The organism is Mycobacterium noviomagense, from assembly GCF_010731635.1.
Classification (GTDB): Bacteria; Actinomycetota; Actinomycetes; order Mycobacteriales; family Mycobacteriaceae; genus Mycobacterium; species Mycobacterium noviomagense.
On sequence record NZ_AP022583.1, the window covers coordinates 456,763 to 478,341 of the forward strand.

At 63.0% G+C, this 21,579-nt stretch carries 20 protein-coding genes and 1 rRNA gene; 1 reads left to right on the forward strand and 20 read right to left on the reverse strand.

Features of this window, described 5'->3' with window-relative positions:
* Positions 1-60: 60 nt before the first annotated feature.
* Positions 61-1,601, reverse strand: a 16S ribosomal RNA gene (locus G6N15_RS01855).
* A 224-nt stretch (positions 1,602-1,825) separates the two neighbouring features.
* Positions 1,826-3,079: a UDP-N-acetylglucosamine 1-carboxyvinyltransferase gene (gene murA / locus G6N15_RS01860; RefSeq protein ID WP_083085132.1), complete on the reverse strand. Its 1,254-nt coding sequence runs from the start codon at positions 3,077-3,079 to the stop codon at positions 1,826-1,828.
* A gap of 71 nt (positions 3,080-3,150) precedes the next feature.
* Here murA and G6N15_RS01865 point away from each other — a divergent pair, with 71 nt between their 5' ends.
* Entirely contained in the window at positions 3,151-3,741 is a 591-nt protein-coding gene (locus tag G6N15_RS01865; RefSeq protein WP_083085130.1) for a cob(I)yrinic acid a,c-diamide adenosyltransferase, read from the forward strand.
* A 25-nt stretch (positions 3,742-3,766) separates the two neighbouring features.
* Here G6N15_RS01865 and G6N15_RS01870 read toward each other — a convergent pair whose 3' ends face one another.
* The 18 genes from G6N15_RS01870 to thrB form a co-directional block, all read right to left on the reverse strand.
* Positions 3,767-4,210 carry a DUF2550 domain-containing protein gene (locus tag G6N15_RS01870; protein WP_083085129.1) on the reverse strand — a complete coding sequence of 148 codons (444 nt, stop codon included), beginning with the start codon at positions 4,208-4,210 and terminating at the stop codon, positions 3,767-3,769.
* 12 nt (positions 4,211-4,222) lie between these two features.
* A complete protein-coding gene (locus tag G6N15_RS01875) occupies positions 4,223-4,591 on the reverse strand; it encodes a F0F1 ATP synthase subunit epsilon (protein WP_083085128.1) in 369 nt (122 codons plus the stop codon).
* Between the two features lie 59 nt (positions 4,592-4,650).
* On the reverse strand, positions 4,651-6,276 hold the full coding sequence (gene atpD / locus G6N15_RS01880) for a F0F1 ATP synthase subunit beta (RefSeq protein WP_083085127.1): 1,626 nt from the start codon (positions 6,274-6,276) through the stop codon (positions 4,651-4,653).
* 23 nt (positions 6,277-6,299) lie between these two features.
* Entirely contained in the window at positions 6,300-7,217 is a 918-nt protein-coding gene (locus G6N15_RS01885) for a F0F1 ATP synthase subunit gamma (RefSeq protein WP_083085126.1), read from the reverse strand.
* 6 nt (positions 7,218-7,223) lie between these two features.
* The gene (gene atpA, locus G6N15_RS01890; protein WP_083085125.1) at positions 7,224-8,879 is read right to left on the reverse strand and encodes a F0F1 ATP synthase subunit alpha; all 1,656 of its coding nucleotides are present in this window, start codon (positions 8,877-8,879) and stop codon (positions 7,224-7,226) included.
* 35 nt (positions 8,880-8,914) lie between these two features.
* On the reverse strand, positions 8,915-10,255 hold the full coding sequence (locus G6N15_RS01895; protein ID WP_083085123.1) for a F0F1 ATP synthase subunit B/delta: 1,341 nt from the start codon (positions 10,253-10,255) through the stop codon (positions 8,915-8,917).
* Positions 10,256-10,261: 6 nt separating this feature from the next.
* Entirely contained in the window at positions 10,262-10,780 is a 519-nt protein-coding gene (locus tag G6N15_RS01900) for a F0F1 ATP synthase subunit B (protein ID WP_083085121.1), read from the reverse strand.
* A gap of 9 nt (positions 10,781-10,789) precedes the next feature.
* Complete coding sequence (locus G6N15_RS01905; protein ID WP_083085118.1) at positions 10,790-11,044, reverse strand: F0F1 ATP synthase subunit C; 255 nt, start codon at positions 11,042-11,044, stop codon at positions 10,790-10,792.
* Between the two features lie 80 nt (positions 11,045-11,124).
* Positions 11,125-11,877 (reverse strand): F0F1 ATP synthase subunit A, encoded by a 753-nt coding sequence (gene atpB, locus G6N15_RS01910; RefSeq protein WP_083085116.1) that lies wholly within the window; start codon positions 11,875-11,877, stop codon positions 11,125-11,127.
* Positions 11,870-12,337 carry an ATP synthase subunit I gene (locus G6N15_RS01915; RefSeq protein ID WP_083085113.1) on the reverse strand — a complete coding sequence of 156 codons (468 nt, stop codon included), beginning with the start codon at positions 12,335-12,337 and terminating at the stop codon, positions 11,870-11,872. The genes atpB and G6N15_RS01915 overlap by 8 nt, the downstream gene beginning before the upstream one ends.
* A gap of 225 nt (positions 12,338-12,562) precedes the next feature.
* Positions 12,563-13,771 carry a glycosyltransferase family 4 protein gene (locus G6N15_RS01920; protein ID WP_139797690.1) on the reverse strand — a complete coding sequence of 403 codons (1,209 nt, stop codon included), beginning with the start codon at positions 13,769-13,771 and terminating at the stop codon, positions 12,563-12,565.
* Positions 13,772-13,795: 24 nt separating this feature from the next.
* Positions 13,796-14,449 (reverse strand): L-threonylcarbamoyladenylate synthase, encoded by a 654-nt coding sequence (locus tag G6N15_RS01925; protein ID WP_083085110.1) that lies wholly within the window; start codon positions 14,447-14,449, stop codon positions 13,796-13,798.
* On the reverse strand, positions 14,446-15,291 hold the full coding sequence (prmC, locus tag G6N15_RS01930) for a peptide chain release factor N(5)-glutamine methyltransferase (protein WP_083085108.1): 846 nt from the start codon (positions 15,289-15,291) through the stop codon (positions 14,446-14,448). The genes G6N15_RS01925 and prmC overlap by 4 nt, the downstream gene beginning before the upstream one ends.
* Positions 15,288-16,361 carry a peptide chain release factor 1 gene (gene prfA, locus G6N15_RS01935; RefSeq protein WP_083085105.1) on the reverse strand — a complete coding sequence of 358 codons (1,074 nt, stop codon included), beginning with the start codon at positions 16,359-16,361 and terminating at the stop codon, positions 15,288-15,290. The genes prmC and prfA overlap by 4 nt, the downstream gene beginning before the upstream one ends.
* Before the next feature lie 96 nt (positions 16,362-16,457).
* Entirely contained in the window at positions 16,458-16,700 is a 243-nt protein-coding gene (gene rpmE / locus G6N15_RS01940) for a 50S ribosomal protein L31 (protein ID WP_083085209.1), read from the reverse strand.
* A gap of 173 nt (positions 16,701-16,873) precedes the next feature.
* A complete protein-coding gene (gene fadD1 / locus G6N15_RS01945) occupies positions 16,874-18,487 on the reverse strand; it encodes a fatty-acid--CoA ligase FadD1 (protein ID WP_083085103.1) in 1,614 nt (537 codons plus the stop codon).
* 60 nt (positions 18,488-18,547) lie between these two features.
* On the reverse strand, positions 18,548-20,281 hold the full coding sequence (gene rho, locus G6N15_RS01950; RefSeq protein ID WP_372506465.1) for a transcription termination factor Rho: 1,734 nt from the start codon (positions 20,279-20,281) through the stop codon (positions 18,548-18,550).
* Positions 20,282-20,613: 332 nt separating this feature from the next.
* On the reverse strand, positions 20,614-21,549 hold the full coding sequence (gene thrB / locus G6N15_RS01955) for a homoserine kinase (protein ID WP_083085098.1): 936 nt from the start codon (positions 21,547-21,549) through the stop codon (positions 20,614-20,616).
* Positions 21,550-21,579 lie beyond the last annotated feature (30 nt).

The window sequence follows — 21,579 nt, forward strand, 5'->3', positions numbered from 1 at the left end:
CCGAACTCCACATCGGCTGACACCCCACCAGTTGGGATGCCTTCTCGTGGTGCTCCTTAGAAAGGAGGTGATCCAGCCGCACCTTCCGGTACGGCTACCTTGTTACGACTTCGTCCCAATCGCCGATCCCACCTTCGACGCCTCCCTCCCATACGGGTTAGGCCAGCGGCTTCGGGTGTTACCGACTTTCATGACGTGACGGGCGGTGTGTACAAGGCCCGGGAACGTATTCACCGCAGCATTGCTGATCTGCGATTACTAGCGACTCCGACTTCACGGGGTCGAGTTGCAGACCCCGATCCGAACTGAGACCGGCTTTAGCGAGGATTCGCTTAACCTCACGGCATCGCAGCCCTTTGTACCGGCCATTGTAGCATGTGTGAAGCCCTGGACATAAGGGGCATGATGACTTGACGTCATCCCCACCTTCCTCCGAGTTGACCCCGGCAGTCTCCCATGAGTCCCCACCATCACGTGCTGGCAACATGGGACAAGGGTTGCGCTCGTTGCGGGACTTAACCCAACATCTCACGACACGAGCTGACGACAGCCATGCACCACCTGCACACAGGCCACAAGGGAACGCCTATCTCTAGACGCGTCCTGTGCATGTCAAACCCAGGTAAGGTTCTTCGCGTTGCATCGAATTAATCCACATGCTCCGCCGCTTGTGCGGGCCCCCGTCAATTCCTTTGAGTTTTAGCCTTGCGGCCGTACTCCCCAGGCGGGGTACTTAATGCGTTAGCTACGGCACGGATCCCAAGGAAGGAAACCCACACCTAGTACCCACCGTTTACGGCGTGGACTACCAGGGTATCTAATCCTGTTCGCTCCCCACGCTTTCGCTCCTCAGCGTCAGTTACTGCCCAGAGACCCGCCTTCGCCACCGGTGTTCCTCCTGATATCTGCGCATTCCACCGCTACACCAGGAATTCCAGTCTCCCCTGCAGTACTCCAGTCTGCCCGTATCGCCCGCACCCCCACAGTTAAGCTGTGGACTTCCACGAACAACGCGACAAACCACCTACGAGCTCTTTACGCCCAGTAATTCCGGACAACGCTCGCACCCTACGTATTACCGCGGCTGCTGGCACGTAGTTGGCCGGTGCTTCTTCTCCACCTACCGTCACCAACACGAAAACGTGCGGCTTCGTCGATGGTGAAAGAGGTTTACAACCCGAAGGCCGTCATCCCCCACGCGGCGTCGCTGCATCAGGCTTGCGCCCATTGTGCAATATTCCCCACTGCTGCCTCCCGTAGGAGTCTGGGCCGTATCTCAGTCCCAGTGTGGCCGGACACCCTCTCAGGCCGGCTACCCGTCGTCGCCTTGGTAGGCCATCACCCCACCAACAAGCTGATAGGCCGCGGGCCCATCCCACACCGCTACAAAACGCTTTCCACCACCCCACATGCATGGAATGGTCCTATCCGGTATTAGACCCAGTTTCCCAGGCTTATCCCAAAGTGCAGGGCAGATCACCCACGTGTTACTCACCCGTTCGCCACTCGAGCACCCCCCGAAAGGGGCCTTTCCGTTCGACTTGCATGTGTTAAGCACGCCGCCAGCGTTCGTCCTGAGCCAGGATCAAACTCTCCAAACAAAAACCATTCAGAGAAACAACCTGACAAACAAACACACCACACCCAATGACACGGGGCATCAAAAGGCGCGGCAAAAAAACAACAAACAAAACCACCAAACACACTATTGAGTTCTCAAACAACACCCACCAGCAGGCAACCCTGCCACTATACTCCGCACCAGAGGGCCCGTCAACTCGGTTAAGCCGTTCTGTTTCCTCAGCCGACTCGGGTTGCGAACTCCCTATTCTACGCGTTCGATCTCTGCACCGAGACTGACCAGGTTTTCCACGAACAACGGATAACCGCGATCAATGTGGAATACGTCGTGCACCTCGGTGTCGCCGTCAGCGACCAGTCCCGCCAGCACTAGGCCGGCCCCCGCACGGATGTCCGAGCACCACACCGGCGCGCTGGAGAGTTGTGGGAGACCCCGCACAACCGCATGGTGGCCATCGGTGCGAGCGTCGGCGCCCAGCCGGATCATCTCCTCGACGAACCGAAACCGCGCCTCGAACACGTTCTCGGTGATCATCGACGTTCCGTCGGCGATGGAGGCCAAAGCGATCGCCATCGGCTGCAGATCGGTCGGGAACCCTGGGAACGGCAACGTTGCGACGTTGACCGCCTTCGGGCGTTCGTATTGCACCACCCGGAAACTGTTGTCTGTTTGGGTGACGGTGGCGCCCGCGTCATAGAGCTTGTGCAGCACCACTTGCAGGTGCGCGGGATCGACGCCGGTCACCGTGATATCGCCACGAGTCATCGCCGCCGCGATCCCCCACGTGGCGGCCACGATGCGATCGCCGATCACCCGATGCTCGGTGGGATACAGCCGCGGCACACCGGTGATAGTCATCGTCGGCGAGCCGGCGCCCTCCACCTGCGCGCCCATTTGGTTCAACATCGTGCACAGGTCGACCACATCGGGTTCGCGTGCAGCATTGTGAATGGTGGTGACACCCTCGGCCAACACCGCAGCCATCAGGATGTTCTCGGTGGCACCCACCGACGGAAACTCCAATTGAATTTCCGCCCCGCGCAACGCTTCTGCTTGCGCTACGACACAACCGTGTTCGATGTTGCAGACGGCACCCAGCTGCCGGAGACCCGCCTGATGCATGTCCAACGGCCGAGAGCCGATCGCGTCACCGCCCGGAAGGGCAACTTTGGCGCGCTTGCACCGGCCCACCAATGGCCCCAACACGCACACCGACGCCCGAAATTGCCGTACCGCCGCAAAATCCGCGTCGTACTTGAGCTCATCGGGGGAGGTGATCCGCACTGTTGCGCCGGAGAGCTCTACCGTCGCGCCCAAGCCCCGCAATACCTCGGCCATCAAAGGGACATCAAGGATGTCGGGACAGTTGGTGATCGTGCTGGTGCCTTCGGCCAAAAGTGCCGCCGCCATCAGCTTCAGCACACTATTCTTGGCGCCCCCAACAGCAACTTCGCCCGACAACCGGTTCCCGCCGGTCACCACGAAACGCTCGCCCACCCGGGTTAGTTTAGTGAGGCGGTACCCGACTGTCAGTCAGCCCAGCGGCTCAGAACGGTACCGTTTGGGTTATGGCAGTTCATCTGACCCGCATCTATACCCGTACCGGCGACGACGGTACAACCGGCTTGAGTGATTTCTCGCGGGTCTCTAAAAACGATGCCCGGCTGGTGGCCTACGCCGACTGCGACGAGGCCAACGCCGCTATTGGCGTCGCGATCGCGCTGGGTCGGCCCGACGAGGAAATAACTGCTGTGCTCCGGCAGATCCAAAACGACCTGTTCGATGCCGGGGCGGACCTCTCGACCCCCATAGTGGAACAGCCGGAGCATCCGCCGCTGCGAATCACCCAGCCGTATGTCGACCGGCTGGAAGGGTGGTGCGACAAGTACAACGCAACCTTGCAGCCCTTGAATTCGTTTGTGCTGCCGGGCGGTTCAGCGCTTTCAGCGCTACTGCACGTGGCGCGTACCGTAGTGCGTCGTGCCGAGCGATCAGCCTGGGCGGCGGTAGACGCCTATCCCGAGGGGGTCAGCGTGCTGCCGGCGAAGTATCTGAACCGACTTTCGGATCTGCTGTTCATTCTGTCGCGACTTGCCAACCGCGACGGTGACGTGCTTTGGCAGCCAGGTGGCGGGCATGCTGAAGAGCCCGAGAACTAAAGTCCTACTACGATTTCCGTGCATCTCACACGGTACGCCGACGGGCTCTCGGCGACGGCCGCGATTCCAGCCATGACAGGAATGCGGTCAAAGCGCCTCGGTCAAGGGCGATTTCGTAACCCCACCTGCGATCCTGGGTCGAGTCACGTAATTCCAGCACGGCGATCTCGTCGGTCATGATATCGAATTCGTCACCGCGCGGTGAGCGGCGCGAAATGATTTCGATGCCTCGCCTGCTGAGGCGGCGATCCGGCCACCACCGCACGCTGGAGAGTCGGTAGAACACGGCTTCACCACCGCGGTACCGGACCACGCCATGCCGCCAGCCGTGACCGCCGACAGCCGGCGTGTCGCGCAGAATCGCCGCAGTCCCGCCCTGGCGCAGATTCCAAAGCCGGTAGCTGAGCGCGACAACGACCAAAAAGAGCACACAAATCAGCGCGACCATGACGATCATGGGCGCGCTCATCGCCGCGCCCCGCTAGTCGAGAACGCCCAAGGCGCGCAGCCTGGCCCGCCCATGCGCGGCGATCCGCGGGTCGCCGGATTGGGCATCATGCCTGGCGGTCGCCTCGTCGATCTCTGATGCGAACTCAGCGGATTCGGCGAGGATCGTGACGCCTTCCTCGGTCACCGATAAAAATCCACCGTGTGTGGCGATGCGCAGATCCTCTTCGCCCTCGCGTTCGACGCGCACCATGGCATCCTCGACAAGTTGCGCTACGAGCGGGATATGCCTTGGCATGATGCCGATCTCGCCGACAGTGGTGCGGGTGAAGATGAAGGTTCCCTTGCCCGACCACATCTTTCGGTCGACGTCGACGATGTCGACGTCCATTTCGGCCGCCATGTCACATCACCTCTCGCGCTTGACAGAATGCAACGATCTGTATGGGGTCAATCAGACTGCTATTCGCCGTCTTTCGCTTCCCCGTCACCACCGTTGTCTTTCTTGGCTTCGGCGTCCTTGTCGCCCTCGTCTGCCTTCTCCTCCTTGTCCTCTTCCTTCTGGTCCTCGTCTTTCTTGGACTTACCGTTCTTCTTGCCATTGCCTTCAAGTTTGACGCCGTAGTCCTGTGCTTTCTTGGCCAAGTCGTCCAAACCGCCGATCAAGAAGAAGGCTTGTTCGGGTACGTGGTCGAAGTCGCCCTTAGTCAGCCTGTCGAAGGCCTCGATGGTCTCCTTCACTGGCACAGTTGAACCTGGCCGGCCGGTGAACTGCTCGGCGGCCATCATGTTCTGCGACAGGAACCGCTCGATGCGCCGAGCCCGATTCACCTGCTGCTTGTCCTCCTCGGACAACTCGTCGATACCGAGAATCGCGATGATGTCCTGAAGGTCCTTGTAGCGCTGCAGGATTCGGATGACCTCTTGCGCTACGCGGTAGTGCTCGTCGCCCACCACATCGGCGTCGAGGATGGTGGAGCTGGACGCCAGCGGGTCCACTGCGGGGAAGATGCCCTTGGAGAACACGTCGCGGCTGAGCTCCGTGGTGGCGTCCAGGTGCGCGAAGGTGGTCGCCGGGGCCGGGTCGGTGTAGTCGTCGGCAGGCACGTAGACCGCCTGCATCGAGGTGATCGAGCGGCCTCGCGTCGAAGTGATGCGCTCCTGCAGCTCGCCCATCTCGTCCGCCAGCGTGGGCTGGTATCCCACCGCCGATGGCATCCGGCCGAGCAGCGTCGACACCTCCGAGCCCGCCTGGGTGAATCGGAAGATGTTGTCGATGAACAGAAGCACGTCCTGCTCCTGTTCGTCGCGGAACCACTCGGCCATCGTCAGGGCCGACAGCCCGACCCGCATACGGGTGCCGGGCGGCTCATCCATCTGGCCAAAAACCAGCGCGGTGTCCTTGAGCACGTCGGCTTCCTTGAGCTCGACCCACAGGTCGTTGCCCTCCCTAGTGCGCTCCCCTACACCCGCAAACACCGAGGTGCCACCGAAGTTGCGGGCGATGCGGTTGATCATCTCCTGGATCAGCACCGTCTTGCCCACGCCGGCGCCACCGAACAACGCGATCTTGCCGCCGCGCACATATGGCGTCAGCAGATCGATCACTTTTAGCCCGGTCTCCAACATTTCGGTGCGAGGCTCCAGCTCCTCGAATGTCGGTGGCTTGCGGTGGATGGGCCAGCGGTCGAAATCTTTTCCGTAGCCATCTTCGTCGAGGCAGTCGCCGAGCGCGTTGAACACGTGGCCCTTGACACCTTCACCGACCGGGACGGAGATCGACTCGCCAGTGTCGATCACCTCGACACCGCGCACCAAGCCATCGGTGGGCTGCATCGATATCGCGCGCACCAGGTTGTCACCTAGGTGCTGAGCGACCTCCAACGTCAATGTCTTCTTGAGCGCCTCGAAAGTAACCTTTGTGTGCAGCGCGTTGAAGAGGTCTGGTATGGCACCGCGGGGGAACTCGACGTCGACGACAGGCCCGGTGACGCGTACCACGCGCCCGTTGGTGTCATTGCTTTTGCCCTTGCGGCCGTTGGTGTCCTTGCTTTTGGTGTCTTCGGTCTTTTTGGTGCTAGTAGCCATGTCTTTTCGCTTCCGATGGGGCTTTACGTGTTTGCTTCGGCGAGCGCATTTGCGCCACCGACGATTTCGCTGATCTCCTGAGTAATTTCGGCCTGCCGCTGACGGTTTGCCTCCAAAGTGAGATCCTTGATCAGGTCCTCGGCATTGTCGGTGGCTGACTTCATCGCCCGCTGGCGTGCCGACAGTTCCGACGCCGCGGACTCGAGCAGCGCGACATAAACGCGGGTGGTCAGATATCGCGGCAACAGCGACTCGAAGAGCGTCGTCGCGTCTGGCTCGAACGAATAAAGGGTGCGCAGCTGGGTGTCCTCGCCGACGTACTCGATTTCCATTGGCGCCATCCGGCGTGCCTCGGCTGACTGCGACATCATCGTCTTGAACTCCGTATAGACGATGTGCAACTCATCGACGGCGACCTTGTCATCGGACTGCCGATCGTCATCGCCGACCCCGGCCATAAACGCATCCACGAGCGTCTCGGCGACCTCGCAAGCGTTTTCGTACTGGGGTTGTTCTGAGAAGCCGGTCCAGGAATCGGTGATGTCCCAGTTGCGAAATGAGAAGTGGCTCTCTGCTTTACGGCCGATGGTGTACAGCACGGGAGTCTTGCCCTCTTCCCGCAGCAGCGAAAATAGTTGCTCGCTGCGGCGAAATATGCTCGAGTTGTAGGCGCCGCAAAGGCCACGATCTGAGGACACGACGAGAACGCCGGCGCGCTTCGGCTCGGGACGCTCCACGAGCAGTGGATGGTCAAGCGCGGCTTCGTTGCCCAGGGTAGTAAGCATCCGGGTGATCTCAGTTGCATAGGGCCGGGCAGCCTGGAGTCGGGACTGCGCCTTGCCGATACGCGACGTCGCGATCATTTCCTGGGCCTTGGTGATTTTTTTGATCGAGCCGGCCGAGCGGATCCGTCCGCGCAACTGACGAAGTGTGGCACCCATCCTCGGCTACTTCTTCTTTTCCTTCTTCGGCGCGGGCTTGTGCACCTGCACCGATTCCTTGCCCAACTGTTCCTCATCTAGGGCCTCGACGTGCTCGTCGGGCACCACCGATCCGCCGCCGGTGGCCGCAAAGCCCTTCTTGAACTGGTTGACCACCTCGGTGACCTTGTCGGCAAGCTCATCGTTGAACTCCCGCGATTCGCGGATCTCCTTCAAGATCCCCTCCTCGGAGGATCGAACGTGGTCGAGGAATTCGGATTCGAACCGGTTGATGTCTTCGACCGGTACCGAGTCCAGATGACCACCGGTGCCCAGGAAGATTGAGATCACCTGTTCTTCGACCGGCATCGGCTGGTTTTGCGGCTGCTTGAGCAGTTCGACCAGTCGCTCGCCACGGTTCAGTTGCTTCTGCGTGTTTTCATCCAAGTCGGAAGCGAAGGAGGCGAAGGACTCCAGCTCGCGGTACTGCGACAGATCAAGACGCAGCGATCCGGCCACGTCCTTCATCGCTTTGATCTGCGCAGCGCCACCCACCCGGGACACCGACATCCCGACGTTGATGGCAGGGCGCACACCCTGATTGAACAAATCGGTCTCCAGGAAGCACTGCCCGTCGGTGATCGAGATAACGTTGGTCGGGATGTAAGCCGAGATGTCGTTCGCTTTTGTCTCAACGATCGGGAGACCGGTCAACGAGCCGCCTCCAAGGTCGTCGGACAGCTTGGCACAGCGTTCCAGCAGACGCGAGTGCAGGTAGAACACGTCACCCGGATAGGCTTCGCGGCCAGGTGGACGCCGCAGCAGCAGCGACATTGCACGGTATGCATCGGCATGCTTGCTGAGGTCGTCGAACACGATCAACACGTCCTTGCCCTCATACATCCAATGCTGGCCGATCGCCGAACCGGTATAGGGCGCAAGCCATTTGAAGCCGGCCGATTCCGCCGCCGGCGCCGCCACGATCGTGGTGTAGTCCATCGCGCCACCTTCTTCGAGGTCCTGGTGAACCGCGGCGATCGTGGTGCCCTTCTGGCCGATGGCCACGTAGACGCAGCGAACCTGAAGCTCCTCGTCACCGCTCTCCCAGTTCTTCCGCTGGTTAAGGATGGTGTCCACACAGATTGCGGTTTTGCCGGTCTTGCGGTCGCCGATGATCAGCTGACGCTGTCCTCGGCCGATGGGGGTCTGCGAGTCGATGGCCTTGATCCCCGTTTGCAGCGGCTGCTTCACGGACTGGCGATTGATCACCGAGGGAGCCTGGAGCTCCAATGCACGGCGCTCTTTGGCTTCGATGTCGCCACGCCCGTCGATTGGTTGGCCAAGCGGGTTGACTACCCGGCCCAGATACCCGTCTCCGACGGGGACCGACAGCACGTCGCCGGTGCGCTTAACCTGCTGGCCCTCTCCGATTTTCTCGTAGTCACCGAGGATCACCGCGCCGACACTGTGCTCGTCGAGATTGAGCGCCACGCCGAGAACGCCGCCGGGGAACTCGAGCAGCTCTTGGGCCATCACCGAGGGCAAGCCCTCGATGTGCGCGATGCCGTCGCCAGTATCCACGACAGTGCCGATCTCCTCGCGGGCGGTGTCGGAGGTGAAGGAGCTGACGTACTCTTCGATCGCGCCTTGAATGTCGTCAGGGGAAATTGTCAATTCGGCCATGGCTTTTCCGTCTTCCTGGTTCGTGTTGTGCTGACTCAGTCGGGTAGCTGGGTCTCCGCAGTGGCGAGACGAGCCGAGAGCGTACCGTCGATCACCTCGTCACCGACAGAGATTCGAAGCCCGCCCAGCAGGTCGGGGTCAATCTGCATCTGCACCGCCACCGGATGACCGTAGATGCGGCTAAGCACCTCGGTGAGACGCCTGCGCTGATCGTCGCTGAGTTCGGCCGCCGCGCTGACGCGTGCCACGACTTCGCCGCGGCGCGCCACCGCCACGTCGGCAAGGTGCAGCACCGCTTCATCGGCCGGTTGACCGCGCAACAGCTGGATGGTCTGAGATAGCAGCGCAACCGCGATGGGATTGACTCTGCCGCTCGCACTGTCGAGTACGTTCCGCAGTAACTCAACCCGACCTTCGGCGGGGGCGGTGTCGTCGCCCAGCAGGATGGCAAGGCGAGGCTGCGTGTCGAGGATGCGACTGAATCGGAACAGCTGGTCTTCCACCTCGTCGACCTGATCGGCTCGCTCTGCCTGCGTCAGTAATGCCTGCCGCGCCACATGTTCGATGGCGTCGACCAAATCGGAGCTGGCCGACCAGCGCTCCGACACCGCTGCGCGGAGCACGTTCAGCGTGGAATCTCCGACTTGGCCCGATATCAACCGCTCGATCAAGCGCACTCTGGGTCCCGCATCCTCGGCCGGCACTGTGAGGTATCGGGTCACGACAGTTTCGCGGTTCAACATCGTCGCAACGGAGGCCAGCTCGTCGGCAAGGGTGGACAGCCCCTTGTCGTCCAGGTCGTCGGCTATCTCGCCGAACCGCTCCACCAGGTTGGTCAGGGCGTCCCGGCTGGCCGAGCGCATCTTGGCCAACACGGGATATTGGACCTCCGCCTCGGACGGGGCCATTGCATCGAGTTCGTCCAGGAAACGGTCGACGGTGGCAGACTGCTGTGCCGAGTCGGCGACGTGGTCGCGCACCAATTCCCCTGCGCGTCGTACCGATTCATAGCCGAGGTCTTGGCGAAGCTGACGGATCAGCTGTGCCCGTAGCAACTCCACCTGGCGAGCGCCCTGGACCTTGATACGTTCCACTTCGGCATCGGCCTGTGCCCGTAGTTGTTCAGCGAGGCGCTGGGCATCAGTGCGGGCCTCTTCGGTGATACGTTGCGCTTCGGACTTGGCGTCTTCGAGAGCTTTGGCGTGAGCCTGGCTCGCTTCCTCCAGCCGGTTAGCGGCTTCAGCAGCCTCGTCCAATTCCTGCTGGACAGCGTTCTGCCGGTCGGTCATCAGCCTGCGCACCGGCGGCACGACGTAGCGCCATACCAAGAAGACGATGACCGCGAAACCGGCTAGCTGGCCGATGAAAGTCGACATCGTCCGTTACCGCTTCGAGCTCGTCGTTGCCGGCGCAATGTCGACGGCGAGGATTCGGCTGGCGAGGGTGGCCGACATAGCCTCCACCCTGGCGCGAAGCTCTTCTGCGACCGTGTCGCCTTCTCGCTTCAATCGCTCGCGGGCGTCTTGCAGTGTCGATCGCACTTCTTCCTCGGCACGGCCACGCATGTCCTCGAGAATCTTGCGACCTTCTGCCCGGGCGCCGTCGCGGATGGCCGCGGCCTCGAGCCGAGCCTCGGCCATCGCTTTCTCGTAGTCGTCCTGCGCGGCGGCGAATTGCTCGTTGGACCGCCTGTTGTCGGCAAGTGTCTTGGCGACCATGTACTCGCGCTCCCGCAGCACTTTCATGATCGGCGGCACGACAAAAGTGCCGATTACGCCGAGCACGATCAAGAAGATGACCAGCACGACGAAGAAGGTGCCGTTGGGGAGGAGGAAGTTGTTACCGCCGCCGCCTCCACCTTCCTGGCCGGCGGCCAGGACGATAGCGCTCATGTCCCCCATCTCAGCGGATTACTTGACTGGGGTGGCGAAAACGAACAGAGCCATGAACGCCAGATTGATGAAGTACATGGCCTCCACCAGACCGACGGTGATGAAGAACGGAGTGAACAACCGGCCTTGTGCTTCCGGCTGGCGGGCGATGCCGGAGATCAGCGCGTTACCGGCGATACCGTCACCGATAGCGGCGCCAATCGCGCCGCCGCCCAAGATCAGTCCACCGCCGATGAGGGCGCCGGACGCGACTTGTGGAGCTAACCCTGCCATTCCATATCCTCCTTGATTTCTGGTAGCGGTCTACCAGGTTGACGTAGTAGTGCCCAGGTCGTGCAAGTTCGTGGCCGCTTTTATTCGTGCTCCTCGTCCAGCTCCATCGCCTGAGCGAAGTACAAGATGGTCAACAGCGCGAAGATGAACGCCTGGATGAAGCCGACGAACAAGTCGAACGCCTTCCAGATGGCGTTGGGCGCCCACAAGATATAGGGCGGAAACAGCGCGATCAGCGCCACCATGATCCCGCCGGCGAAGATGTTGCCAAAAAGTCGGAGCGACAGCGAGATCGGCTTGGCGACTTCCTCGACCATGTTGATCGGCGCCAGCGCTGCGACGTGCCCCTTGAGCACCTTGATCGGATGGCCGAAGATGCCGCGGCGCCGGAACCCCGCCCCGTGGTAGCAGACGAACACAAAAAGCGCCAGGGCCAGCACGTAGTTGATGTCAGCCGCCGCCGGCTTGAGCAGCTCGGTGGGGTGTCCGTTTTGGGTGACTTGCAGCGGCAGGACCGCGAGCCAGTTCGAAATCAGAATGAACACGAAAATGGTGACCGCCAGGGGCAGCACGAAAGGTGCGATCCGCATGCCGATCGTGCTCTCGATCTGGTTGCGCATCTGGATGGTGATCGCCTCGAAGAACAGCTGCACTCCGTTGGGCACGCCGGTGGCGGTGACCTTCGCGCGCAGGTAGAAGGCGAGGGCGATCACGATGACGGCGGCGATCGCTGCCGATAGCACCGTGTCGGTGTTGATCGTCAGCCCGAGCCACTTGGTTGTCGTGTGCTCGCCGACTTGGATTTGGGCGTCGGCCAGGATTGTCTCAATCATCGCTGGGTGCCGTCCCTTCTGTGCGCTCCGCGTCCGAACCGGACTGCACGGCTCCGGCGCGTAGCTTCTTCCACACCGGCAGCGCGGTCGTTGCCACCAGCAGTACCTGGAAGAGCGCCAGTCCAAACACCACGCCAAGCCCGACCGGCCGGAAGGCAAATGCGATCGCCAGCCCGATCACCGTGAGGATCGCCAGCCGCGTCACCGAATTCATCGCCATGCTTCTCTTCAGCGGATGCGTCTTGGCGGTAATCACCGAAACCGACCGCTGCACCAGCACGGCGTTCAGCAAACCCATCAGCAGACCGATGCCGAAGAACACTCCCACCATCGGGACTCCGAGCCAAGCTGCGGCCGCGATAGCTGCCGCGGTTAGTACAAGCGATATGACAAGCAGACGGACTGGCCGAAAAGCAACAGAGGGAAACACCAACGGCGCGTCTTGCGCTGGTGTTGTCACTGCTGCACCTCAATCCCGGATATAAGGGAGTTGCCTGGTTGATCGTTGCGTGGCCCGTCGAGCGTATCGGAAGGCCGTCATCGCGCTGGAATCACCCAAGGGGTAGCTCCCTATGTCGGTCGTACATCGGCGCAATCGGATCAAGATCCGATGGCCGGGTGGGCCGGCAACCCGCGAGGTTTGTTCGGGTTCTGCCTGCACCGTACCACATTTCGGCCCGTCCTACTACTCTTCGTCGTAGATATCGTCGCGGCGGCGCAGCAGCGGTACCAGCGTTGCGACAACCGCGATTGCGATGGCCGCCAGCATCACCGCGCCGGTGTCGCGCGGGTTGAAAAAAATCGTGCTGGCTGTGCCGAACGCGACGATGCCGACCCAAAGATAGATCAGTAGCACCACGCGCCGGTGCGAATGACCGATCTGTAACAAGCGGTGATGCAGGTGCATCTTGTCCGGGCTGAACGCGCTACGCCCGGCCCGGGTGCGGCGCACGATCGCCAGCAGTAGATCGAGCATCGGCACGAACATCACCGCCACCACGAGCAGGAAGGGCGACAGCAAAGCGAACACGTCCCGCGCGCCGTAGGCGTTCTGCGAGATGGGTCCGGCAGCGGTGGTCGACGCGGCAGCCAGCATCAGTCCGATCAGCATGGAACCGGAGTCGCCCATGAAGATCTTGGCCGGGTGAAAGTTGTGCGGCAGAAAGCCCAGACAGGCGCCCGCCAGGACCACTGAGATCACCGCGGGCGGGTAGAACAACACGTCGCCGCCGTGGTCGCGCAGCAGGCCGACCGAAAACATGCAGATCGCGAGCGCGGTGATCAGACCCAAGCCGGCGGCAAGCCCGTCGAGCCCGTCGACGAAGTTCATGGCGTTGACGATCGACACGGTGAGCGCGAGGGTGAGCAGGATCGAGGAGACCTGGTCCAAGACGATGGTGCCGACGCCGCCGAGCGGGATGTACAGCACACTCCAGGCGACGCCCATCGTGACCAGCACGCTGGCCGCGGTGATCTGCCCGGCGAACTTGGTCAGGGCGTCCAGGCCCCAGCGGTCGTCGATCAGGCCGATGCCCATAATCACCGCACTGGCCACCACCACCGCGGGCATGCCCGAGGAATAGACGAAGCCTCGGGTGAGCGCCGGAAGCTGCGATGCCAGAAAGACTCCGGCGATAACGCCGAGATACATCGCCAGGCCGCCCATCCTCGGCGTCGGCGTGACGTGCACGTCGCGTTCGCGTGGGTAGGCCACAGCGCCGAAGCGGGTGGCCAGCACCCGCACCGGCCCGGTCGCGAAGTAGGTGATGATGGCAGCGGTCAGCCCGACAAGCGCAAGCTCGCGCAACGGGACTCCCGCGCCGCGATCAGACAAGGCGAGCAGGCCGCCGGCAAGATTGTCGGCATCGCTAACCACGCCGAGACCGTACTGCACAACCCTGCCAACCTGTTCGCCGGATCAGGCCGTCAAAGTCGCGGGGTCCACGCTGAGCACCTTGCCAATCGCCTCAGCGGTGACCGGTCCCGTCCGCAAGATGCGCGGAGTGGGTCCGGTCAAGTCGACAATTGTGGAGGCCGCCTGCTGGGTGGATCGACCTGCGTCGAGGTAAACCTCGACCAGGTCGCCTAGTTGCCGGCGAGCGTCTTCGACGTCGACTGCGGGCGGCTGGCCGGAGATGTTGGCGCTCGACACTGCCATCGGCCCCACCTCCCGCAGCAGTTCGATGGCCACCGGGTGCAGCGGCATGCGCAACATCACGGTTCCGCGAGCATCGCCGAGATCCCATTGCAGCGACGGCGCCTGCTGAATCACCATGCTCAGCGCGCCCGGCCAAAATGCGCGGATCAGCAGCCGGGCCGCCTCCGGCACTGTGATGGCCAGACCGTCGATGGTCTGCCAAGAGCCGACCAGCACTCCTACCGGCATGTCGCGACCGCGGCCCTTCGCCGCCAACAATGCGGCCACAGCGGCGCTGTCGAAGGCGTCGGCGCCGATGCCGTACACGGTGTCGGTCGGCATGACCACCAACCGACCGCTTTTGACGGCATTGACCGCCGCGGTTATTCCTCGTGATCGCTCACCGGGGTCACGGCAGTCGAACAGTTCGCTCACAGCTCACCTGTCCTGCGAGCCGTGACAAATCGCGGTCGGCCGACGAAGTCTGATCGAGCCACCACGTCATCGAAAAGCGTTGTCGCAAGGATCATTTCGGTGGTCTGCGATGAGGTTGTGTCGTCATGCTCGACGGCAAACATGCCGCCCGGGCGCACCAAGCGCCCGGCAAGCCCAACGACGGCGGCGATCACCGTCATCCCATCCGGTCCCCCGAACACCGCATGAGACGGATCATGTTGGGCCACTTCAGGTTCCAACGAAGCGCTATCCGGGACGTAGGGCGGGTTGGCCACGACGAGGTCGGCCGTGCCGTCGAGCTCGGAAAGCAGCCCCGGCGTGGCGACGTCGGCGCACAGCAGCTCGACCGCGCTGCCGTGGGTGTTGCGCCGCGCGTAGTCGAGGGCCGCATCGGAATCGTCGACGGCAATCACCCGCGCCGCAGGCCAGCGACGAGCCAGCGCGACTGCCAGAGCCCCCGATCCGGTGCAAAGGTCGACGATCACCGGCCGCGGGCCCAGCCGCTGGGTACTCGCCCACTCCAACATGGCCTCGGTTTCCGGACGAGGGATGAACACACCCGGGCCGACCTGCAGTGTCACCGGCCCGAACGACACCGTACCGGTGAGATGCTGCAGCGGCACTCGCCGGGAACGCGCGGCGATCATGTCGTGGTATCGCTCGAAGAACTGGTCGTCGGCCGAGTCGAGAAGCGCCAACCGGCCGCGCTGGACTCCGGCCAGATGCGCGGCCAGCTCCTCGGCGTCATAGCGCGCGGATTCGATGCCCGCCCGGGTGAGCACCGCCGTGGCGCAAGCGATTGCGTGTCGCAACGAGCTCATGCCTGCTGCAGCCGGGCCTGTCGATCGGCGGCGGCCAACGCATCAAAGAGCGCGTCGAGATCACCGTCGAGCACCTGGTCGAGGTTGTAGGCCTTGAAGCCGATGCGATGGTCGGTGATCCGGTTCTCCGGAAAGTTGTACGTGCGAATGCGTTCGCTGCGGTCGACTGTGCGAATCTGGCTGGCCCGGTCTGCCGATGCGTCTGCCAGTGCCTGCTCCTCCATCATCGCCTGCAGCCGCGCTGCCAGTACTTGAAGGGCGCGGGTCTTGTTCTGCAACTGGGAACGCTCGTTTTGGCAGGTCACGACGATCCCGGTGGGCAGATGAGTGATCCGCACCGCCGAGTCCGTGGTGTTGACGCCCTGTCCGCCCTTTCCAGAGGACCGGTAGACGTCGATGCGCAGATCCGACTCGTCGATCTGCACCTCACCGATTTCCTCGGGTTCGGGATAGACCAGCACGCCAGCCGCCGAGGTGTGCACTCTGCCCTGCGATTCGGTCACCGGGACGCGCTGCACCCGATGCACACCGCCCTCGAACTTCAGTCGCGACCACACCCCGTCGGGCGAGTCGCCCTTGCTGGCGATCGACAACGTCGCATCTTTGTAGCCACCCAGGTCGGAGGTGGTTTCGTCCAGGACCGTCACCGTCCAGCCGTGCCGCTCGGCGTAGCGGATGTACATCCGGGCCAGGTCGGCGGCGAACAACGCCGACTCCTCCCCGCCTTCGCCGGACTTGACTTCGAGCACGATGTCGTCGGGATCGTGCGGATCACGAGGGGCCAACATGTCGGTGACTTGGGCGTCCAGCTCGGCCACCCGCGCTTCCAGCTCGGCGACCTCGGCGGCGAAGGACTCGTCGGAGATGGCCAGCTCGCGAGCGGTCTCCAGATCGCCGCGGGCCGACTCCAATTTGCGGTAGGCGGCGACGACCGGGGCCAGCTGCGCGAACCGGCGCCCCACTGTGCGGGCTGCCCCGGGATTGCCGTGCAGTTCTGGATCGGCCAACTGACGCTCAAGCTCAGCGTGTTCGGCGAGCAGCGCGTCGATCGCCTGCACGCTCTGCGTCATGCTGAGTCCTTCCTGAAACGCGGCCGACTGCCCTGAACACGAAACGACGCCCGGCCTGCGCGGAGTTCCGCGACAGTTCGGGCGTCGATAAGCCAGCTACTTGTCGGTCTTGGCTTTCTCGTCGGTGCCGGCCTTGCGCTTGCCGTATCGCTTCTCAAAGCGAGCCACACGACCACCGCTGTCCAGGATCTTCTGCTTGCCGGTGTAGAAGGGATGGCACTGCGAGCACACCTCCACCACGATGCGACCGCTTTCCTTGGTGCTACGGGTCTGGAAGGTGTTGCCGCAGCCGCAGACCACAGTGGTCTCGACGTATTGCGGGTGAATGCCGGATTTCATCATGTCCTCTTCGATCGTGGCCGCCGGGTCGCCCGTATCTGATCGGAAGTCAGACGTGAACCGGAACCCTGAGGTGTCTTGGGATCTTCGGCGGTCGATTATGCCAGCTCAACCGCCATGATCTCAAAACACTGCGATGAGCCTAGGCATTCCCGCCTGCAAGACGACAACAGCTAGCCGTGGCTGACCTCATAGTGTCGATCAGCCTGGCGATCCACGACAGCGTAGATATTGCCGCGACCCACCCGGGTCCACAGCAAACCGCCCTCGGGTCTGGCGCCCAGCGCGGTCAACTGGCGCTTGAGGATCTTGTTGGTCGCCGTGGTCGGTAACCGGTCGGTGACCCACACATGCCGCGGCCACGCCTTGGGCGACAAATCGGGCTGAGCCGCCAGAAACTCGCCGAATTCCTCGGGTGTCAGCTCGGCGTTGTCTTGCAGCACAATTGCCGCCATCACCTGATCGCCCACCTGCTTGTCAGGCACGGCATAGACGGCGACGTGGTTGATCGCGGGCAGCCGCTGCAGGATCCGTTCGATGGGCGCAGTGGTCATGTTCTCGCCGTCGACACGCAACCATTCCCCGCTGCGTCCCGCGAAGTAGATCCAGCCATCCTTGTCTCGGTACGCCAGATCGCCGGACCAGAACATGCCGTCTCGGAGCCGCGCGCCGGTGGCCTCGGGATCGTTGTAGTAGCCGGCGAACAAGCCGGCGCCGGTAGTGTTGACCAGTTCGCCGATCGCTTCGTCGGGATTTGCCAGCGCGCCCTCGTGGTCGAAGACGGCCGGCGGGCATTCCGCGCCGGTCTCCGGGTTGTAAATGGCGACACCGGGAAACCCGCGGCCCAAAGACCCTGGCGGACAACCATCTTCGCGGGTGATGATGATCGCGCCCTCGGTAGAGCCGAAACCGTCCCACACCGTGCAGTCGAAGCGGCGGCTGAATTCGGCGATATCGCGGTCGCTGGCCTCGTTGCCGAACGCTACCCGCAGCGGGTTGTCGCGGTCGTCAGGTTGTTCGGGTGTGGCCAGCACATATGCCAGCGGCTTGCCGACGTAGTTCATGAACGTCACCCCGTAGCGGCGCACGTCAGCGAGCAACCGTGATGCGGAGAATTTGGCCGGCACCATCGCCGCTCCGGAGCCCACCGCCACGCTCCAGCCGGCCAGCAGCGCGTTGGAGTGAAACAGCGGCATCGACAGGTAGCAGACGTCGGATGCGGTGATCTCGAACCGCTCGATCAGCGCTGAACCGGCAAAAAGCACGGTCATGTGGGTCACCTGCACCGCTTTGGGCTCACCGCTGGTGCCCGAGGTGAAGATCATCATGAACGTGTCGGTCGGCGCGACCTCACGATAAGGGGTCAGCGGGCCGGCCGAAGCCAGCAAGGCCGACCACTCGCTGCCGGCCGTGTCGAATACCCGCACGCCGGGCAACTTCAGGCCGTCGAGCAGACCGCGGTGCTCAGCGTCGGTGAGCAGGATCTGGCAGTCGGCGCGCAGGATGTCTTTTGCCAGCGCGGCTCCGCGGCGGGTGTCGTTGATTCCACAGACCACATATCCGCCCAGGGCCGCGGCCGCCATCGCGGTGAGCATCTCGGGGGTGTTACCCAATAACGCGCCGACGTGCAGCGGCCGCTCGGGGTCGGCGAGACCGATCAGGGCGGCCGCTTCAGTGGCGGCATCGGCCAGATGCTCACGCCAGCTCCACACCCGGTCGCCGTATTTGACCGCCGGGTTCTCGTCCTCGAGCCGCTGGCGAAGCAGTTGCTGGATGGTGTCGGCCACGGCTCAACACTTTAAGCGTGGCCGGTGTGAGCGCAGTCACGCCGGTGGGCGTCGCGGCTCTTAGTCGGTGTCCATGCCCGGCGTTGTCTTGGAGACCTGCACCAGGAACTCGTAGTTGGTCTTGGTCTTGCGCAGCTGAGACATCAGCAAGTCGATAGCCTGATGCGAGTCCAGACCCGAGAGCAATCGGCGCAGCTTGTGCACGATGGCGAACTCGTCGGGCGACAGCAACAGCTCGTCTTTGCGGGTGCCGGACGGATTCACGTCGACGGCGGGGAAAACTCGCCGTTCAGCGATCTTGCGGTCAAGCTTGAGCTCGGCGTTGCCGGTGCCCTTGAACTCCTCGAAGATCACGGTGTCGCCCTGTGACCCGGTCTCGACCATCGCGGTCGCGATCACCGTCAGCGAGCCGCCTTCCTCGATGTTCCGGGCGGCACCGAGGAACCGCTTCGGCGGGTATAGCGCCGTGGAGTCGACACCGCCGGACAGGATGCGGCCCGACGCCGGGGAGGCATTGTTGTAGGCACGTCCGAGCCGGGTGATCGAGTCAAGCAACACCACGACGTCCTGGCCTTGCTCGACGAGCCGCTTCGCCCGCTCGATCGCCAGTTCAGCGACCGTGGTGTGGTCTGACGGCGGGCGATCGAAGGTCGAGGCAATCACCTCGCCCTTGACCGAACGCTGCATATCGGTGACCTCTTCCGGTCGTTCGTCGACCAGAACGACCATCAGGTGGCACTCGGGATTGTTCTTGGCGATCGCGTTGGCGATGTCCTTGAGGATGGTCGTCTTACCGGCCTTAGGCGGCGACACGATCAGCGCACGCTGGCCCTTACCGATCGGCATGATCAGGTCGATGACCCGGGTGGTCAGCTTCTCTGTGCTGGTTTCCAGGCGCAGCCGCTGATTGGGGTACAGCGGCGTCAGTTTGCCGAAGTCGGGGCGCTTCTTGGCGTCCTCGACCGGGCCGCCGTTGACGCTGTCCAGGCGTACCAGTGGATTGAACTTCTGCCGCTGGTTGGGCTGCTCGCCCTCGCGGGGCACTCGGACGGCACCGGTGACGGCGTCGCCACGGCGCAAGCCGTTTTTGCGCACCATGTTCATCGACACGTAGACGTCGTGAGGCCCGGCCAGGTAACCGGATGTCCGTACGAACGCGTAATTGTCGAGAACGTCAAGGATGCCGGCCACGGGTTGGACGACGTCGTCTTCGCGCAGTTCGGCTTCGGCACCGTCACCTGCGCGCTCGCCGCGACGCCTGCGGTCGCGGAACCGGCGTCCGCGGCGGCCTTGCCGACCCTCCCCGTCGTCGTCGCTGCGGCTTTGTTGCCCGTCCGGGCCCTGCTGATCGGTTTCTTCGCCGGGTTTCTCGGTCTGCTCCGGTTTCGTGTCCTGTTGGCCGGTGTCGGCCTGCGCCTGTGCCTTACCGCTTTGCGTGTCGGTCACAGTGGCAGTAGGTGATCCGGCCTCTCGCGCGGCGGTGCGTCGCTCTCGACGCGACGTCTCGGCAGCGTTCGACTCACGCGGCGCTTCGCTGCCCGCGTCGGTCGTACTGTTATCGGCACTCTCGGCGGCTTGGCCGCCGTTGGATGGCCTGCCGTTTGCCTGGCCGTGAATTTCTCGAATCGCGGCGATCAATTCGTTTTTGCGCATGCTCGACGTTCCCTTGACGCCGGCTCGATTGGCCAGCGCGCGCAACTCGGGCAGCACCATCGTGGACAGCGAGCCGTCTGGCAAGTCGATGTCTACCGCCGCGGCGCCTGCAGCGGAGGGCGCAGAAGTACCTGAGCTCACGGAATTTGACAGCTTGTCGTCATTGGTGCTGTCGCCCGCCGTGATGAGGTCCGTATCAGTCACGGATTTCCTTTCTTCCCCCGCCGATTGCGTCAAGCGAGGGGTTCGTTGCACTCAGCCAAATACCGAGTGCGTCCAACCATCAACTCGGCAACGGTGATCGCCTGGATTGGCGGCGTAGATGGCGAACCATCGTCCACGAGAAGAATTTGGTGGTTGTCCTAGTGGCAAGACAGTATCGATGCAGATGCAGATGCTGCGATTGCTGGACGGCTCCGAGGATAGCCCGGTTCGGGGCCGGAAGCAAGAAACCCCTCCTCCGACGGTGTGGATCAACCGGGGACGGCGACTCCAGAACTCCAGCGAACTCCGTCACCAGCAGCCATCTCGCTAACGGTAAACCCGTTTGCGGCGCCATACTCCAGCGCCTCCAAGGGCAACTCCGGTTCTGTGGTCAATGCGATCAGGGCTGGCCCAGCACCGGAAAGCACAGCCGCGATTCCGTAACGCCGCAGCAGGTTGAGGTATTCCGCCGAGGCCGGCATCGCCGCTGCTCGTTGCGGCTGATGCAGCACATCTTCGGTGGCTGGCATCAACAGGTCTGGCCGTTCGGTGAGTGCCACCACCAGTAACGCGGCGCGGCTGACGTTGAAACGGGCGTCGTAGTGGCTGACCTGCTTGGGCAGCATGACCCGGGCCTCGGCAGTCGACGAGCGCTCTTCGGGGATCGCTGGAAACAGGTGGATATCGGGATGCAGGCGCAGCGGCACGGCGGCGTAGCAGGGCGGATCACAGCTGTGGTCGATCCATGAGGCCACCGCACCCCCCATTACCGCTGCCGCGGCATTGTCGGAGTGACCCTCGAATTCCGAAGCCAGTTGGATGAGCTGGGTTTCGGTGAGCAACGGCGAATCTACTTGCGCGGCAAGGCCGTTGACTACAGCCAAGCCACCGACCGCCGCTGCGGCCGACGAGCCAAGCCCGCGAGAGTGCGGGATGGCGTTGCGGCAGCGCACCGTTAAGCCCGAAACGCTCAAGCCTGCAGCGTGAAGCCCACATTGGATGGCCCTAACCACCAAGTGACCAGGGTCCAGCGGAAGCTGGCCAGCGCCTTCGCCTTCCACTTCCACGATCAAGCCGGAACCGATTGTCTCGACGACGATCTCGTCATACAGTCCTAGGGCCAGCCCGAGACTGTCGAAACCTGGACCCAGGTTGGCGCTCGATGCCGCGACGACGGCGCTGGCCATGAGCCCGGCGGGCAGCATTTGAGTCACTGCCAGCCCTTGCCGGACCTT